Genomic DNA, 15,171 nt, shown 5'->3' with positions numbered 1-15,171 from the left:
CCGCATCACGCCGGAACTGTCAAAATCTTTCACTCTGCTTTAGTACAGCGGATTGACAGGAACGTGCGAGAGGGTATGCGCTGGCTTGTGGTTCATCGCTTTATCCATCTAACTGCGTTCCTGGCATTCGCCCCCCTTGCCGCCGGGCAGGATTGGAAGCGCGAGGATGTCACCTTCGAGAAGATCGACGCCATGGCGAAGGAGCTGGCCGCCCAGCCCTACGCCGCTCCGAATGCGGACGCCCTGCCGGAGTGGATGAAGAACCTGAGCTACGACCAATACCGGGATATCCGCTTCGTCCCGGAACGGGCAATCTGGGGTGCGGAGCAGCTCCCCTTCCGGGCCATGCTGTTTCATCCCGGCTATTTGTTCAAGGAGCCGGTGGCGGTGAACGAGTTCACCGATACCCATCAGCAGCGGATTCGCCTGGCCGAGGCATTTTTCAACTACGGTCCCCTGATCCAGCAGCGCGGCGAACTGCCGCCGGAAACCGGATTCGCCGGCGTGCGCTATCATGCGCCCCTGAATCGCCCGGATTACTTCGACGAACTGGCGGTCTTCCAAGGCGCGAGCTACTGGCGCGCGCTCGGTAAGAACCAGCGCTATGGCATCTCGGCACGGGGAATCGCCGTGGACACCGGGATCGACGGCAAGGAGGAGTTCCCGTCCTTCCGCGAGTTCTGGCTGCGCAAGCCGACCCCTGAAGACAAGGCCGCCATGCTCTTCGGCTTGCTGGACGGCCCCTCCTACACCGGTGCCTACGGCTTCCTGATCCAGCCGGGTGACGATACCGTGATGACCGTGCGCGTGGTGCTCTACGCGCGGCGTGCGGTGACCCGTCTCGGCTTCGCGCCCATGTCGAGCATGTTCTGGTTCGGCGAGAACTCGCGCCGCCGCTTCGACGACTTCCGCCCTGAGGTTCACGACTCGGACGGTCTGGCGATCAAGATGGAGAGCGGCGAGCGCATCTGGCGTCCGCTTTCCAACGACACCGGGAAGCTGGAGTTCAGCTTCTTCTCCATGGACAAGTGCCAGGGCTTCGGTCTGCTCCAACGCGACCGCCGCTTCTCCGCCTATGAGGACGGCGAGGCCGACTATGAGAAGCGCCCCTCGCTCTGGATCGAGCCGACCAGCGATTGGGGCTCGGGCAAAGTGATGTTGATGGAAATCCCTGCCCACAACGAGCTCGCCGACAACGTGGTCGCGATGTGGGAGCCCTCCCACATCCCGCAAGCGGGCGAGCGGATCGAGTTCTCCTACAAGCAGCACTGGACGATGGATGAAGATCCCGCGGAATCCCGCGGACGGGTGGTCGCCACGCGCACCGGACTGCACGATTGGCAGCCGGAGCAACGCACCGTCACGGTCGAGTTCGCGGGCGGAGCCTTGGAAAAGTGGGAAGGCGACCAACGCCCGGAAGCGATGATCACCGCGCTGGGTGAAGCCGCCTCGAAGCTGAAGATTCAAGGTGTGGCGGTGCAACCGCTGCCGGAGGGGCGCTGGCGCGCCGCCTTCCAGATCACTCCCGCCGCGGAAGGCGGCAAGCTCTCCGACATCGGCCCCGTAGAACTGCGCTGCAGCCTGAAGAAGGGCGAGGATTTCCTGACCGAGACATGGGCCTACCGCATCATCCCCTAGAAACGCTGCGCCCGCTGAGCGAAACCGAGCTGTCCGAGTGGGAAGAAGCCTACGCGGCGGTGGAGGCATATCTCCAGGCACTGCGCCTGCGCAATCGCCTGCTGGTAGCCGAGTTGGTCCGCGCCATCCTCTGGCGCGCCTCCGCTCGCGGAGCGAAGGAACCCGGCGTGCCGGCCCGTGTGCTGGCGATGGAAGAAACCCTTACCGAGATCGCTCGCTGGACCCAGGAAGTGCTCGACGAACCGCTGGAAAACCGCCGCCTCGCCGCCCGGGGCCGTCTGGCACTGCTGCTGGCCGACATGCCCGGCAAGTGGCAGGGAGTCTTCCTCACGCCGCAGCCGTGGCCACCTGCCTTCACCGAGGCGATGCGCAAGTCCTACCTCGCTGCCGGCCCGCGCTTCGCCACCCTGACGATGGTGCCGAAGCCGCTTGAGCTGAACGTGATCGGCACCGGTGCCGCCCAGTGGTGGGATACCATGGATCGCCGCCCGATCGTGCGGAAGATGTTCGCGATGTTCCTGCTGGCCCTGATCGGGGGCGTGCTCTGGTTCATATTCTTTGCATGATGGACGAGTCCGCCCCAGACGGCCCCGTGAAGACGCGGCCTTTCTTCAGCCCCGTGCTCGCCTGGTTCCGGCGGCTGGTCTTCTTCGGCAGCGTGGTGGTGGTGAATCTCGCCGCCACCTACTGGCTCTACGATCTCTTCACCCGCATGGGCATGCATCGTGCCCACGTGCTGCTGCTCGGGGTTTTCTTCATCCTGAACGGCCTGCTCGTGCTCGGCTCCTTCCATGCGCTCTTCGGCGCTTGGGATATCCTGTGGGGTCGGAAGCGCGCGGCGCGGATTACGAAGCTGGCCGAGCAAGCCGGTGATGCTCCCCTCACCCGCCGCTATGCGGTGGTGATGCCGGTCTACAACGAGGACTGCACCCGCTTCTGTGCCCGGATCGAGGCGATCTACCGTTCGATCGAAGCCACGGGACACATCGACTCCTACGATTTCTTCATCCTCAGCGATACCCGCGATCTGGACCTCTGGGTACTGGAAGAGACCGCGTGGACGAATCTCTGCCGCAAGCTCGGCGGCTTCGGCCGGATCTACTACAGACGCCGTAAGATCAACTCCAACCGCAAGGCGGGTAACATCGGCGACTTCGTCCGCACCTGGGGCGGAGGCTACGAGGCCATGGTCGTGCTGGATGCCGACAGCCTGATGGACGGCGGCGACATCCTGAAGATGACGCGCGTGATGGAGGCTTATCCGAACCTGGGCATCCTCCAGACCCCGCCGAAGCTGATCCGCGGCTCCTCGATCTTCACCCGCCTGCAGCAATTCGCGATGCGGCTCTACGGGCCGCTCTTCATCCGCGGGCTGAACTGGTGGCAGCTCGGCGGCGGCAGCTACTGGGGCCACAACGCGCTGATCCGCGTGAAGCCCTTCTCCGACTTCTGCGAGCTGCCCGACCTGCCGGGACGCGAACCTTTCGGCGGCAAGATCCTGAGCCACGACTTCGTGGAAGCGGCGCTGATGGTGGCCCAAGGCTGGGAAGTCTGGCTCGCCTGGGACATCGAGGGCACCTACGAGGAAGCCCCGCCGACCCTGATCGATCACCTGAAGCGCGACCGCCGTTGGTGCCAGGGCAACCTGCAGCACCTCTGGCTGATCTTCGCCCGCAAGCTGCCGCTCACGGTGCGGGCCCACCTCTTCATGGGGATCATGGCCTACCTCGGCAGCCCGCTATGGTTCCTCTTCCTGATCTTCGGCACCTGGGTGGCCTGGGACCGCGAGGCCAGCGGCCTGAGCAATCTCCCCTACGACGGCACCTTGGTTGACCGCCTCTTCCACATCGACGGCCGGATGCAGAGCCTGATCCTCACCGGCGCGATCTTCCTGCTGCTCTTCCTGCCGAAAATCCTGGCGATGATCGGCGCGGTGCTGGTGCCGCGGGTGCGCCGCTCCTTCGGCGGCCTCTTCCCGCTGCTGATCGGAACTTTCCTCGAGACCCTCCTCTCCATGCTGCTGGCTCCGGCCGTGATGGTGGCTCACACACTCATGGTCTCCGGCATCGTGCTGGGTCACGCGGTCGGCTGGGGCAGCCAAAACCGCGAGGCCGATGGCACCGGCTGGGGTGAAGCCCTGACCGTGCATGCCACGCCCACGATCCTGGGCATCGGCTGGGCGGTACTCGCTTGGTACATCAGCCCCACCTTCGCCGCATGGATGGCGCCGATCTTGCTCGGCCTCATCCTGTGCATCCCGGTGTCGGTGTGGACCAGCCGCGCCCGCTATGGCAAGGCGCTGGCCCGCTATAAGATCCTTTCCACTCCCGAGGAGCTCAATCCCCCGGATGTGCTCAAGCTCGCCGACATGGCCCATGCCTCGGTCGATCCCGCACTCGATGCCACCCAACCGGCGCGACACGGACTCGTCGCCGCGGTCGTGGATCCCTACGTGAACGGCGTGCACGTCTCCCTCCTGGAACCCGGCGAGATGAACGAGAGCAGCGAGGCTCTGGTCGAGCGCTGCCTCAACATGGGACCCGGCGCGATGTCGAAAGAAGAGCTGATCGAGCTGATGTATCTCGCTCCCGGTATGCTCGCCCTGCACCGCGCTGTCTGGCTGCGCCCGGCGGAAGGCATTCACTCGGCCTGGACTCAGGCCGTGGAAAGCTATCGCCGCCGCTTGGATGCTGGCGCCACGGAAGAACTCGGCTGAATTGCACTGGATCACGGCAGCGGGAACTGAAAGCAAACTTGACGGCAACACCGCTGCTGATAGTGCCTGTCAGTTATGGTAAAGCCCTCGGCCATTCTCGTCTCCGCATTGGTTCTCACCCAATGCAGTCCTTCGAACTCAGGCAATGCCTCGATCGCACTCGGCCAATATTCCGAGCTGGCGACGCAGGATCGGAAGAGCCCGAAGAAATACCGCGTGACGATGAAATTCATCGAGAACAACCAGGTCACCTCGTCCCCGGCCATCATCGCCAAGCGCGGGCAAGAAGCGAAGATCGAGATGCTCCGCGAGTTCGTCTATCCCGATGACTTCAAGCCTGCGGAAACCTCCCGTCTCACGATGGAAGCTTCCAAGCAAAAGGGAATCTTCCCGGTGACGCCGACCACCCCGAAGCGCTTCGCAACCCGCGATCTCGGCTACACCGCATCGTTGTCCGTCGAGCCCCAAGGTGGCTTCGTCGTGATCAAGGGACTGCTTAGTCATGAGAAGTTCGCGGGATTCTCCCGGGCTCCGGGGGAGGCGATCTCACCTCTGGTCGATGCCGGCAGCAAAGTGCTGCTGACCGACAACCGCGTGGACCTGCCCAACTTCGTGCGCAGCGAAACGCCGCTCTACGTGGCAGGACTACCCGGCGTGGAGCACGTCGTGGATCTTCCTGCCATCCCGGCGAAGGTCGCGATCATCTGCGAGCCCGTCGAGTGAGATAGAAGCCGATTTCGAGCTTCCGCAGGAGGGTACCGCCGCAGCATCGTGGCGCGGCGCAGATCCACGGACGCGCCCTCCTTCATGGTCCCGGTCGTCACCCGCTTCGCCCCCAGCCCGACAGGCTACCTGCACTTGGGCCATGCCTACGCCGCGAAGGTGGCGCGCGACCTCGCGAGGGAACATGACGGGCGCTTCCTCCTGCGCTTCGAGGACATCGATCACACCCGCGTCCGCCCCGACTATTACGAGGCGGCCGAGGAAGACCTAGGCTGGCTTGGTCTCGACTGGGACGGCACGCCGCTGCGACAGACCGGGCGGGGCGCAGCCTACGCAGCCGCGCTCGCCCGCCTGCAGGAAATCGGCGCCGTATACCCCTGCTTCTGCACGCGGCGGGAGATCGAGGAGGAACTCTCCCGCATGGCCAGCGCTCCGCACGGGCCGGAGGGCAGTCACTACCCGGGCATCTGTCGCCGGCTCGGTCAGGAAGAACGCGAGTCCAAGCTCGCAAGCGGCGCATCACCTTCATGGCGCCTCGATGCGGCCCGCGCCGCGGAAATAGCGGGCCCGCTTTCCTTCACCGATCTCCGCCACGGAGTCATCCCCGTGGAAGCGGGCATCTTGGGAGATACCATTCTCGCACGGAAGGACATCGGCACCTCCTACCATCTGGCCGTGGTCGTGGACGACGCCTTCCAGCAGGTGAGCCACGTGACCCGCGGAGAAGACCTGCTTTCCTCCACTCACATTCACCGCATCCTACAGAGCCTGCTCGGCTTTCCGGAACCGGTCTATCTGCACCATGAGCTGATCAAGGATGAAGCGGGCGTCCGGCTCGCCAAGCGGGCCGACTCGCTTTCCATCCGGCGGCTTCGGGAGTCGGGGATGACCCCTGCGGAGATCCTGCGGGGATTTCCCGGCTAGGCCCCCGCGCTGTCGACTTGCTTTCCCGAGGATTCCGGGAGATCATCAGCACATCCGGATGTTCAGCTTCAGTCCTCTCAACATCCTCGGCGGCTTCATCTTCAGCACCATCGGCTGGGGCGCGTGGCGCTACGGCCGGCAGTTGGATCGCTGGAAGCCGGTGGCCATCGGCCTAGCCCTGATGATCTACCCGCTCTTCTGCGCCTATGCTTGGGAGACTTGGCTGGTCGGCATGGCGCTCTGCGGCGTGCTGTGGTTCCATCACGATGAGTGAGTGAGGCGCAATTCGCTCTCGCCTCCGCGCGCCGCGTTTCAGAAGCTGGCGGCCATGTCCGATATCCGCATCACGATCCATACCGACAAGGGCGACATCGACGGCACCATCTTCGCCTCTAAGGTACCGGTGACCTCAGCTAACTTCCTGAATCTGGCGAAGCGCGGTTACTACGATGGCGTCAGCTTCCACCGGGTGATCTCGAACTTCATGATCCAAGGTGGCGATCCCACCGGCACCGGCCGTGGCGGTCCGGGCTACCGTTTCGCGGACGAGATCGACCACTCCCTGAAGCACTCCAAGCCGGGCATCTTTTCCATGGCGAACGCCGGGCCGAATACCAACGGCAGCCAGTTCTTCATCACCCACGGGCCCACGCCCCACCTCGATAGCAAGCACGCCGTGTTTGGCGAAGTCACGAAGGGCCAAGACGTGGTGAACAAGATCGCCCAGAAGGATCTGATCAAATCGATCACCATCCATGACGATGTGGCCCCGCTTCTCGAAGCGCAGAAGGACCATGTGGAACACTGGAATTCGATCCTCGATCAGTGAGCCGGTGAAGTTTCATTAAGCTTTCTTGATTATTAAGCGCCCTTGTTGGAGGACCTCGCGTCCACCCCAGCAAGGGCTTTTTATTTCACTAAATTTGCAATTAAAGGCAAAATAGAGACACAACCTCCGCGATCACGTCTGATTTCACCCCCCTCCGTGATCGCGTAGATTGCCCCGGACTTCTTGATTTTCGGGCTCGTCGGCCGCTTGATGTTCCCCGTCCGCCACCCCCACCCCCACGGCGGACGCTGTTTCAACCCCCGACATCCCCCCGAATGAACACCCCCCTGCTTAAGTGCGGCGGGCGTCTGCTGGCGAGCGTGCTTATCAGCCTCCTTGCCATCGGTAGCTCCCCCGCAGCCGACGAAGTGCCCACCGGCACCCTCTCCGTGGATAGCAATCTCCTGCGCACCGGCTCGAAATCACAGCTTGCTTGGAACATCACCTACCCAGCTCCCATCACCAGTGTGATCGACATCGTTCCGCCGAACGTCATCAAGCCGAAGAAGGACCTTAAGATGAAGGTTCGCGTGCTCGGTGCCTCGTTTCAGGAATCAATCCTGAGCTTCCTCCCGGTGGAAGTGATGATGAGTAAGAACGGCGGCTCCTGGAGCCGTGTCTTCTACGGCCTCCAGAGCAGCGTGCTGCCTAACCTCGTTCTCAAAACCGAGAACGTGAAGAAGGGCGACTCGATCAATCTCGGTGGCCGCGGCTACCGCGACGGCTGGCTTCCCCTCTACAACACCGCATCCACCACCAACAACCTGGTGATGCTCAAGAACGGCGACCGCGTGCCGACCACCGTCCCGGCCCTGAACGGCAGCTCGATCGAGAGCTTCCTGAAGCCCTACATGGATACAGCCACCAAGAAGGTGAAGATCGGCGATCGCGACCTGATCCTCCTGATGGAACTCGGCCAGACCGACACCCGTAACTCCGGCTTCGACCTTCAGGACCTCGTGGTGCTCGTGACCTTCGAGTAATCCGATCTTCCGATTCTCCCCCCCGAACAATGAAGACTCCCGCTTTCTTCCTCGCCCTCGCCGCCGCCGGTAGCGCTTTCGCCGAAACGCCCATTACCGACCGCATCACGCCGGAACAAATGGCCGCACTCCAAGGCGCCCCGTCCCCCTTCGATGCTCTCAAGAAGCAGCAGCAGCAAGCGGAGAAGGAGGCAAACGTCAGCCGGCCGGACAGCCAGTCGCTGATCAAGCAATCGGAGATCCTTCATGATGGCACCCACTGGACCATGGTGCCCAAGGGCGCGGTGCTTCACACCCCGGCTCAGATGAGCCCCCGCGTGGGAACCAAACCGCTCGGCACCCTGCTGTCCTGGGAGGACTTCCTCATCGCGAACCGCGGATGGATTCAGACCGAGGAAGTCACCTTCGATCAAGCCGCAGGCAAGGCTCCACTACAGGAAGCCCGCCAGGAATTCTGGAAGAATCAAACCAAAGTGATCGTGGCCGTGCACCTCGGCGGTCCGATCTCCGTGAAAGTCACCCCACCCGCAACTCCCGCCGTTACCAGCAAATGAAAACGTTCCTTCTCCTCGGTGCGCTGCTTTGTTCCCACGTCTTTGCCGCGGGAGAAGGCTATGTGAACTTCGTGCGCCAGACCCAGCAAACGACCGGAGTGGTCTGGTCGATGAGCGTTACCCCGCAGGGCAACGCCCCATCGCAGGGACTCTTGGAAAGCGGTGGTGCCCTGTTCCAGCTCTGGACCGTCAAGCAAGACACCGCCACCGACTACCTGCTGGATCAAAAGCTGGTGGGGGCCTACATGCCGACCGCCAACATCACGATCCAGGCCATGGATTCCTACCAAGGCATCCCCCGGACCCGGGCCGACAAGCCCTTCTCGGTGAAGATCAACGTGGGCGGCTTGGTTTCAGGCACCGGAGTTCAAGAAGCGGCGAAGCGCGTGCTTCTCGAGCACCACGTCAAGAACTACACCACCGCCCAACCCTCGTTCACCCCGGCTCAAGCGACCTCCGGCACGCCGAAGTCGAGTGCTTCGATCTACACCAACGGTCCTACCGATCTCAACTTCGCGGTCACCAACCTGACTGGGGGTGCCGATCCGACCAAGGTCAGCGGAGAAGAGCACTTCGTGGTACATGCCTTGGCCGATGCTGCCTACACGCAATCCAAAATCGCAGGAGCTCACGTTCAGGTCTGGGCCGTCACCTCCGGAACAATCTCGGGCATCCAGCCCGATGAAGTCATCGGATCGGCGACGCCTCCGCTGACTGTGGCCATCTATGACCCCTACCCCGGCAGCGGCACCTATCTCCAAGCGACTTCGGTCAAGGACCCGGCCAACCCGATCCGCATCGTGGGCGGCACTTGGAACCAGCCGATTGAGCGGAGCCAACCGGAGAAGCAACTCTTCCCCGAAGACTACGAATACGCCTTCCCGGTCGACGGCGACTACGTTCTCGAACTGATCAACGAGAGCCCCTTTGGCAAGGAGCGCCTCCACTCGGTCCCGATCCGGGTGGACCGCAAGTTGGAAGTCCGCGGCCTCTTGGGCACCCTCGAAACGGAATGATCTGAAGTCCGTTCATCCTTACATCGATTCCCCCCGACTAACCGGACCGGCCGGCGGAAAACCGGAGGATGCGACTCTCCCCCCAACGCGTCCTCCCTTCCGTCCGGCCGGTTCCATTTTTTATTTGGACCATGCGGGCAGAGTCTCCCTCAGGATAGCCGCGACGCGCTTCCTCTCGGATTCCTTCAGATAGTCGAAGCTGGCATCTTCCCCGGCGAGGGTGGCTTTCATCCGGGCAAACACCGCTTGCTTCACCCGGACAGGAAGCTCGGTAAAGGCCCGAGAGTAGACCATGTAGGAGCAGCGGTTCTTGAAGATGCGGTCGTAAAGGTGGAATTCGGCCAAGGATTCTCCTGAAACCGTTTTCGGATAGCGCGCCGTGAAAGTCTTCTGGAACTCCTCACCGCCCACTAGATCGTCGCCCGGCTCTGCTTCATCCTTGAAGAAGAGGCACTCCACGATCCGCTGGGCCATGCCGTCCGCCACCCGTCCGGCGGAGCCTTGGTCAGGATCCGCATTCGGATCGATCGCGGAGCTGATATAGCGCGCGCGCCGGTATTGCAGTGCGGCGGCATTGAGCAGGTTGTGCATCCGGCACTGGTGCTCCAGCACCATCAGGGCGACGATGTCGCTGGTCGCCCGGGGATATTTTGCCACCTCGATGAGTCCGCCCAGCTGATCGAGATCGCTCGGTTGCGGCTGATCGTCGCCGCCCTCAACGAAAGTGCGGTTGCCGAGATGAGGGAGGGAACTACGGCCCGTAACGTAGTAGCCGCCCCAGCGCTCGGGCAGCGGGGTCTCGTGGGACACTTGCGTCGTCCCCATCGCGAGCATCGGGTGGCCTTCTCCGTTTGGGAAGACCGAGCGCACGGTCATGCCGGGCACCCCCTCGGTGCGGGTCGTGCCGTGGCAGGACATGCAGAGCGAGGTATCCCGCTCGATATCCAGCCCGCCCGGACCGCCTGGTTCGACCACGTAGAAAACGGGGCCGAGCACCGGGTCCTGGATGATGACCTCGATCGAGCCGCCGGGGACGTAGCCGACGTAGGCCTCGTCCGAGAAGAACAGGGCGCGGGGATTCTTCGGATGGATCTGGGCGATCTGCAGGCTGGTCTTCGAGAACACGAGAACCTGCGATTCCTCGGGCACCGCCAGCTCCTTGAGCACGAAGCGGAGCCGCTCCAGTCCCGTCTGCCCATCCACTTTCTTGGCTCCTGAACTCAAGTCCGCCGCCAGCTTCGCCAGACGGTCGGTGGGCGCGGTATCCGAGTAACGGATCGGCTCCAGATCCCAGAAATCGGCATCCGCAGACGCCACGCGCGTCAAAGCCAGCAGAACTGGAAACCACCTCACGCCGGAATAAAACGGCATGAACGGGCGATTTCCTACGCGTATTTTCCCGAAAGCCACCCGCAGCTTGCCCGCGAAGCCCTCCCTCGCCTTGACCCCGGCCCCCGGGACCGCAAGTCTCCGCGCGGCTCATGCTTTCCGTCCACAATCTCCGCGTCGAATATGGCGCCCGCGTCCTTTTCTCCGATCTGACCTTCTCGATCCTGCCGAAGGAACGGATCGCCTTTGCCGGTCACAACGGAGCCGGCAAGTCGACGCTGATGAAGGCGATCGCCGGAATCATCGAGGTCTCCGGTGGCAAGGTCGTGGTGCCGCGGAATACCCGCGTGGGCTATCTTCCGCAGGAAGGCATCCACGTGAAGGGCATCTCGCTCTGGGATGAAACCATGCGGGCCTTCGGCGAGACTCTCGCCCTCCAGGAGAAGATCGACCGCCTTTCCGCGGAACTGGAGAAGCTCGATCCACGCTCGTCCCCCTATGGCGACCTGTTGGAGGAAATCGGCTCGCTCGAGCTGCAGCTCGAGGACAACGATCCCTCCCGGATGAAGCCGAAAGTCGAGTCGGTGCTCCAAGGCCTCGGCTTCAGCAAGGCGGACTTCGATCGCGACTGCGCCCAATTCTCGGGTGGCTGGCAGATGCGTATCGCCATGGCCAAGCTCTTCCTGCAGGAGCCGGAAGTCCTGCTGCTGGACGAGCCGACGAACCACCTCGATATCGGCACGCAGCGCTGGGTGGAGCAGTACCTCGTCAACTACCCCGGGGCGATCCTCCTGATCTCTCACGACCGCGCCCTGCTCGATACCCTTTGCACTCGCACGCTGGCCTTCCACCACGGGCGCTGCGAGGAGTATTCCGGAAACTACACTTACTACGAGACGGAGTCGGTACTGCGACGGGAGATCCACGAGAAGCGCTATATCGCGCAACAGCGTGAGATCGCCGATGTCCAGCGCTTCATCGACCGCTTCCGCGCTTCCGCGAACAAGGCCACGCTGGTGCAGTCCCGGGTCAAGATGCTGGAGAAGATCGAGCGCATCCCGCCTCCGGAAGCCGCCGATGCGGTGATGAACTTCAAGTTCCCGCCGCCGCCGGCCAGCGGCAATCTCGTTGCCAAGCTGGAGAACGTCTCGAAGGCCTACGGCCCGCTGCAGATCTTCAAGAAGTTCGACTTCGAGATCAACCGCGGCGAGCGCATGGCCATCGTCGGCCCGAACGGCGCCGGCAAGTCGACCTTCTGCCGCCTCATCACCGGCCAGGAAGAGCCCGACGACGGCAAGCACGAGTTCGGCATGCGCGTGGCGACCTCCTTCTTCTCCCAGAACCACGCAGACGAACTGGACCCTAACAAGACGGTCCTCGAAACGGTCGAGGAAGTCGCGAGCCGCGAGTCCGGACCCTATTGCCGTAATCTGTTAGGCTGCTTCCTCTTCCGTGGTGACGACGTCTTCAAGAAAGTGGGCGTGCTCTCGGGTGGCGAGCGTTCACGCGTGGCTCTCGTACGCATGCTGGTGGCTCCGGCGAACTTCCTGATCCTGGACGAACCGACCAACCACCTCGACATGCAATCGCAAGAGGTGCTGCAGAAGGCCTTGGCCGACTATGCAGGCTCGGTGATGATCGTGTCGCACAACCGGTCCTTCCTCGACCCTGTGGTGCAGAAAACGCTGGAGTTCCGCCCCGGCGAAGATCCCCGGCTGTTCCAAGGCAACGTCACCTACTACCTCGAGAAGACCGCCGACGAGAAGGCGGGCCCGCAGCTTTCCACCCGCACGGTCACCGCGACCGCTAGCAGCGGCGCGGCAGCCGCGAACACTGCAGCACCCAGCCGCAAGGATCAGAAGCGCATCGAGGCCGAGCAGCGCAAGATCCGGAGTCAGGTTCTGAAGCCCTTGGAAGACGAACTGGCGAGCGTGGAGAAGCGCATCTCCGACCTCGAAATCGCCCAAACGAACGCCACCGCCGACCTGTCCAAGCCCGAAGTGGTGGCCTCCCCGGCGAAGTTCCGCTTGGTGACGAATACCGTCGAGCAGGTCACCCAGAAGCTCGAAGCCGCGATCTCACGCTGGGAACAACTCAGCGAAGAGATCGAAGGGGTGAAGGCGAAGCTGGTGTGAAATGGCGCTGACAAATACCCCTTCCAAGGGTAGTGTTCCCCATGAACCTCGCGGAAGTCCTTCAAGAACTACCTCGTTTCACGGTCGCTGAACGACAGGAACTGATCCGCTCCGCCTTGATTTGCGACGACTCCGACCTGAACCCGGATGAAATGGCCATCGTTGCCGAGCGCCTTGAGGCTCATGATGCGGACTCTTCAAGTTCCCTGAGCCTTGATGAAATCAGATCTCGTCTTGCTTCGAGGCTAGCCTCATAAGTTGGCGCTTGGATTTCCGGCCGGAGGGGGAGGATGATGTGGCGGAGGCGGCAACTTGGCATGAAGCTCGCGAACCGGGCTTGGGATCGGACTTCGTCCGGGAGGTCTTCGAAGTTTGGAACCGCTTGGCTCGCGCCCCGAGGACGGGAGCCAAGGGCGGCACGCGGAACGTATTTCGCTGGCTCTATCCACAACGATTTGCTTATAAGGTGATCTATCGGATCGACGAGTCCTTGATGAGTGTGCTCGTTGTTGCCGTGCTTCATGCGGCTAGGCACGACCGCAAATGGAGACAACGCGATGACTCCTAAGCTTGCTCAAGCCGCTTCTCTTGACGGCTTCAGCTTTGCCTGAAGCTCTCGGGCAATCGCGACCAACTGCAACCAAGTCTCGCGGGGCATCTCCCGCGAGCGGGCGACAAACTCATCGCCACCGTCCCCGGAGCGATAGAGACGGATGCTGAGCTCGTCCTCCGTGACCGACACCGAATCCACATCGCCCAAAGCCCAGGATCCCGAATCCACTTTCAATCCGCCATCAATGATCTCAACCGATCTCGGCGGGAGCAGCTTGGGCAGGAGACGTGAGCAAAGTGCCATGATCAGCAAGTTCGCCAACAGGCCCAACGCAAGCACGCCCCATATGGGACGACCTAAAGCGACAAACATCAGCCCTGCGGCTACCGCCATCCCGAAAAACGAGAGGACGTGGGCGCGGGTGAAGCGAAGATCCCGCTTCCATTCGACTTTCATATCCTGAGTTAACCGGATCCGGTCTCTGTCGGCGAGGACGGACTCACCGCATCTACTTTCGCGGACGCGTGCTCATCACCAACCGGATGATCGCGATCGGAAGCAGCGAAATCGCAGCGGCGGCGACGGCGATCTTCAGGCCCGGATAGACGCGGGGACGATCGGCGGCGATGCCCGCAAGCGCTTCCGCGACCACCTGTCCCTGCGGCACGTAGAACCATTCGCGCGCACCGAAGTCGGTGTTCGGACCGCGTCCGGCGATCTGGCCGAACTCGGTGTGCACCGGGCCCGGACAGAGTGCCATGACCCTGATCCCGCGGTCGCGAACCTCGATCCGCAGGGCCTCGCTGAAGCTGGTGACGTAGGCCTTCGTCGCGGCATAGACCGCGAAGTCCGGGATCGGCAGGATGCTCGCGAGCGAGCTGACGTTGATGATCGATCCCTTGCCCTGCTCGATCATCGTCGGCAGCAGCGCATGGGTGAGATGAGTGAGGGCCTCGACGTTCAGACGCAGCATCGACTCGATCTTCATCCAGTCGGAGGTCACGAACTCGCCGTAGTCCCCCATGCCGGCGTTGTTCACCAGCAGGTCGGGCACGAGGCCCTTGGAAAGCAAATGGCCCACGGCCTGAAGCCGCGCGGAGGGATCGGTCAGATCCGCCTCCAGCGGCATCACCCGCAGGCCTTCATGGGCCCGCTCCAGTTCACCGGCCAGCTCCACCAAACGTTCCGACCGGCGCGCGATCAGAACCAGCGTCGCGCAATAGGGCGCGAGCTGGCGGGCGAACTCGGCCCCGATGCCGGCGGAAGCGCCGGTCACCAGGGCACAGGAATAACGGGCTTCCGTCACGCGATCAGGCAACGGGTTCCGGCTGCGGCTGCTGGCTCACCTGAAGGATGCGCAGCGGCAGGCGCATCAGCAGTTCGCCATCGCAACCGAGGTCGATCGAGTAGATGCCGGCCTTCGGGAACTGGAGGCCTTGGAGATTCATGATGACGTTGCGGGTCAGGAAGGGCGTGCCCGGCGGCAGTTGCACTTCAAACTCCGGCTCGATCGGCATGTTCTTCGGATCGAGGGACTCGCCGTCTTCGTTGATGATGTTGATCGAAAGCTTGTGACGGCCCACGTCTTCCTGCGTGAAGCAGAAGCGCAGCGCCAGGCTGCACATCGGGTGCACCACCGGGAGCGCACGAGCCGCGAGCGTGTCGAAGGTTCCGGAAACCACGAGCTTGCCATTGTAATCCGCGGCGAAGTCGCAAAGGGAGGCGATTTGAATGTCCATGTTGAGAATTAACTTGGGTCGTTGAATACAGC

The 15,171-nt window shown here is 62.7% G+C and carries 17 protein-coding genes; 13 read left to right on the top strand and 4 right to left on the bottom strand.

All coding sequences use genetic code 11. The annotated features are described in order from the left end of the window. Positions 1-75: 75 nt before the first annotated feature. From OJ996_RS24065 to OJ996_RS24020, 10 genes are all read left to right on the top strand, one after another. On the top strand, positions 76-1,638 hold the full coding sequence (locus OJ996_RS24065; RefSeq protein WP_264516270.1) for an OpgD/OpgG family glucan biosynthesis protein: 1,563 nt from the start codon (positions 76-78) through the stop codon (positions 1,636-1,638). Further along, on the top strand, positions 1,614-2,204 hold the full coding sequence (locus OJ996_RS24060) for a hypothetical protein (protein WP_264516269.1): 591 nt from the start codon (positions 1,614-1,616) through the stop codon (positions 2,202-2,204). Before OJ996_RS24065 ends, OJ996_RS24060 begins: the two co-directional genes overlap by 25 nt. Continuing rightward, complete coding sequence (gene mdoH / locus OJ996_RS24055; RefSeq protein WP_264516268.1) at positions 2,204-4,354, top strand: glucans biosynthesis glucosyltransferase MdoH; 2,151 nt, start codon at positions 2,204-2,206, stop codon at positions 4,352-4,354. Before OJ996_RS24060 ends, mdoH begins: the two co-directional genes overlap by 1 nt. Before the next feature lie 75 nt (positions 4,355-4,429). Next, a complete protein-coding gene (locus OJ996_RS24050; RefSeq protein ID WP_264516267.1) occupies positions 4,430-5,077 on the top strand; it encodes a hypothetical protein in 648 nt (215 codons plus the stop codon). Positions 5,078-5,125: 48 nt separating this feature from the next. Next, the gene (gluQRS, locus tag OJ996_RS24045) at positions 5,126-6,001 is read left to right on the top strand and encodes a tRNA glutamyl-Q(34) synthetase GluQRS (RefSeq protein WP_264516266.1); all 876 of its coding nucleotides are present in this window, start codon (positions 5,126-5,128) and stop codon (positions 5,999-6,001) included. 58 nt (positions 6,002-6,059) lie between these two features. Further along, positions 6,060-6,275: a hypothetical protein gene (locus OJ996_RS24040; RefSeq protein ID WP_264516265.1), complete on the top strand. Its 216-nt coding sequence runs from the start codon at positions 6,060-6,062 to the stop codon at positions 6,273-6,275. A 54-nt stretch (positions 6,276-6,329) separates the two neighbouring features. Next, positions 6,330-6,830: a peptidylprolyl isomerase gene (locus OJ996_RS24035; protein WP_264516264.1), complete on the top strand. Its 501-nt coding sequence runs from the start codon at positions 6,330-6,332 to the stop codon at positions 6,828-6,830. Positions 6,831-7,105: 275 nt separating this feature from the next. Then, on the top strand, positions 7,106-7,813 hold the full coding sequence (locus OJ996_RS24030; protein ID WP_264516263.1) for a hypothetical protein: 708 nt from the start codon (positions 7,106-7,108) through the stop codon (positions 7,811-7,813). A 29-nt stretch (positions 7,814-7,842) separates the two neighbouring features. Then, positions 7,843-8,367: a hypothetical protein gene (locus OJ996_RS24025; RefSeq protein ID WP_264516261.1), complete on the top strand. Its 525-nt coding sequence runs from the start codon at positions 7,843-7,845 to the stop codon at positions 8,365-8,367. Next, positions 8,364-9,383 carry a hypothetical protein gene (locus OJ996_RS24020; RefSeq protein WP_264516260.1) on the top strand — a complete coding sequence of 340 codons (1,020 nt, stop codon included), beginning with the start codon at positions 8,364-8,366 and terminating at the stop codon, positions 9,381-9,383. The genes OJ996_RS24025 and OJ996_RS24020 overlap by 4 nt, the downstream gene beginning before the upstream one ends. Positions 9,384-9,503: 120 nt before the next feature. Here the strand turns inward: OJ996_RS24020 and OJ996_RS24015 are convergent, their stop codons facing one another. Further along, entirely contained in the window at positions 9,504-10,736 is a 1,233-nt protein-coding gene (locus OJ996_RS24015) for a hypothetical protein (RefSeq protein ID WP_264516259.1), read from the bottom strand. A gap of 128 nt (positions 10,737-10,864) precedes the next feature. Here OJ996_RS24015 and OJ996_RS24010 point away from each other — a divergent pair, with 128 nt between their 5' ends. The 3 genes from OJ996_RS24010 to OJ996_RS26615 are packed head-to-tail and all read left to right on the top strand — an operon-like array spanning position 10,865 to position 13,415. Then, on the top strand, positions 10,865-12,847 hold the full coding sequence (locus tag OJ996_RS24010; protein WP_264516258.1) for an ABC-F family ATP-binding cassette domain-containing protein: 1,983 nt from the start codon (positions 10,865-10,867) through the stop codon (positions 12,845-12,847). 41 nt (positions 12,848-12,888) lie between these two features. After that, a complete protein-coding gene (locus tag OJ996_RS24005) occupies positions 12,889-13,104 on the top strand; it encodes a hypothetical protein (protein ID WP_264516257.1) in 216 nt (71 codons plus the stop codon). A gap of 8 nt (positions 13,105-13,112) precedes the next feature. Continuing rightward, a complete protein-coding gene (locus tag OJ996_RS26615; protein ID WP_425605576.1) occupies positions 13,113-13,415 on the top strand; it encodes a type II toxin-antitoxin system RelE/ParE family toxin in 303 nt (100 codons plus the stop codon). 6 nt (positions 13,416-13,421) lie between these two features. Here OJ996_RS26615 and OJ996_RS24000 read toward each other — a convergent pair whose 3' ends face one another. From OJ996_RS24000 to OJ996_RS23990, 3 genes are read right to left on the bottom strand one after another with little or no spacing between them, the layout of a single operon-like run. Then, the gene (locus OJ996_RS24000) at positions 13,422-13,856 is read right to left on the bottom strand and encodes a hypothetical protein (protein ID WP_264516256.1); all 435 of its coding nucleotides are present in this window, start codon (positions 13,854-13,856) and stop codon (positions 13,422-13,424) included. Positions 13,857-13,908: 52 nt separating this feature from the next. Continuing rightward, the gene (locus OJ996_RS23995; protein ID WP_264516255.1) at positions 13,909-14,706 is read right to left on the bottom strand and encodes an SDR family NAD(P)-dependent oxidoreductase; all 798 of its coding nucleotides are present in this window, start codon (positions 14,704-14,706) and stop codon (positions 13,909-13,911) included. 4 nt (positions 14,707-14,710) lie between these two features. Continuing rightward, positions 14,711-15,139, bottom strand: coding sequence for a DUF6941 family protein (locus OJ996_RS23990; RefSeq protein WP_264516254.1), 429 nt, complete (start codon positions 15,137-15,139; stop codon positions 14,711-14,713). Positions 15,140-15,171: the final 32 nt, after the last annotated feature.

The sequence above is a fragment of the Luteolibacter rhizosphaerae genome, from assembly GCF_025950095.1.
GTDB classification, from domain to species: Bacteria; Verrucomicrobiota; Verrucomicrobiia; order Verrucomicrobiales; family Akkermansiaceae; genus Haloferula; species Haloferula rhizosphaerae.
The sequence above is the reverse complement of the archived record's forward strand: the minus strand, read 5'-3'. Positions and strand labels throughout refer to the sequence as shown.

Coding starts and splice junctions, on each gene's coding strand:
- mdoH (WP_264516268.1), top strand. CDS start 2,204: ATGGACGAGTCCGCCCCAGACGGCCCCGTGAAGACGCGGCCTTTCTTC.
- OJ996_RS24010 (WP_264516258.1), top strand. CDS start 10,865: ATGCTTTCCGTCCACAATCTCCGCGTCGAATATGGCGCCCGCGTCCTT.
- OJ996_RS24060 (WP_264516269.1), top strand. CDS start 1,614: ATGGGCCTACCGCATCATCCCCTAGAAACGCTGCGCCCGCTGAGCGAA.
- OJ996_RS24065 (WP_264516270.1), top strand. CDS start 76: ATGCGCTGGCTTGTGGTTCATCGCTTTATCCATCTAACTGCGTTCCTG.
- OJ996_RS24030 (WP_264516263.1), top strand. CDS start 7,106: ATGAACACCCCCCTGCTTAAGTGCGGCGGGCGTCTGCTGGCGAGCGTG.
- OJ996_RS24035 (WP_264516264.1), top strand. CDS start 6,330: ATGTCCGATATCCGCATCACGATCCATACCGACAAGGGCGACATCGAC.
- OJ996_RS24040 (WP_264516265.1), top strand. CDS start 6,060: ATGTTCAGCTTCAGTCCTCTCAACATCCTCGGCGGCTTCATCTTCAGC.
- OJ996_RS24025 (WP_264516261.1), top strand. CDS start 7,843: ATGAAGACTCCCGCTTTCTTCCTCGCCCTCGCCGCCGCCGGTAGCGCT.
- OJ996_RS24020 (WP_264516260.1), top strand. CDS start 8,364: ATGAAAACGTTCCTTCTCCTCGGTGCGCTGCTTTGTTCCCACGTCTTT.
- OJ996_RS24000 (WP_264516256.1), bottom strand. CDS start 13,856: ATGAAAGTCGAATGGAAGCGGGATCTTCGCTTCACCCGCGCCCACGTC.
- OJ996_RS23990 (WP_264516254.1), bottom strand. CDS start 15,139: ATGGACATTCAAATCGCCTCCCTTTGCGACTTCGCCGCGGATTACAAT.
- OJ996_RS24050 (WP_264516267.1), top strand. CDS start 4,430: ATGGTAAAGCCCTCGGCCATTCTCGTCTCCGCATTGGTTCTCACCCAA.
- OJ996_RS24005 (WP_264516257.1), top strand. CDS start 12,889: ATGAACCTCGCGGAAGTCCTTCAAGAACTACCTCGTTTCACGGTCGCT.